At 46.9% G+C, this 636-nt stretch carries 1 protein-coding gene; it reads right to left on the reverse strand.

Going from position 1 to position 636, the window contains the following annotated elements; genetic code table 11:
- Positions 1–636 (reverse strand): mechanosensitive ion channel family protein (locus R7Q48_RS28390; RefSeq protein ID WP_318133664.1); only part of this gene is annotated, 636 nt, incomplete at both ends.

A 636-nucleotide genomic window follows, 5' to 3' on the forward strand; every position in this document is an offset into this window, starting at 1 on the left:
TGGGAACGCGATATCTGCGTTGTGCTCTTTAATGATGCCGACGACTTTCAATAAGACGTCTTGTTTCACTTCGTGGTATCTCACCCAGTTCACTGTTTTCGTGAAGGTGTAGATAAAGAAGTTCAACGATGATGGGCCAAAGGTATCAAAGTTCACAATCAAGGTTTGGCGCGTATCGATATCTTTGTGATTCTTTAACATTTCGCGCACTGCGGTGATGATTTCTGGCACTTTGTCGGCATCATCGTAACGTAAGCCCACCACTTCGTAGATTCGACGGTTTAGCATTCGGGAAGGGTTTTCAACCACGATGTTGCTAAACACGGAGTTAGGTACGTAAAGTGGGCGTTTATCAAACGTGCGGATGCTGGTCATGCGCCAACCAATGCGCTCTACGGTGCCTTCGATTTGACGATCTGGAGAGCGAATCCAATCGCCTACTTTGAATGGACGATCGAAGTAAATCATCAAACCACCGAAGAAGTTCGACAGCAAATCTTTTGCAGCAAGACCTACGATTAAGCCACCCACACCACCAAACGTCAGCAGACCAGACAGAGACAAGCCAAATGCCTGCATGATGGTTAATACGCCGATAGTGATGATGAATAATCGCCCGACTTTCGCGATGGCTTG

Source organism: Vibrio sp. 378 (assembly GCF_033339435.1).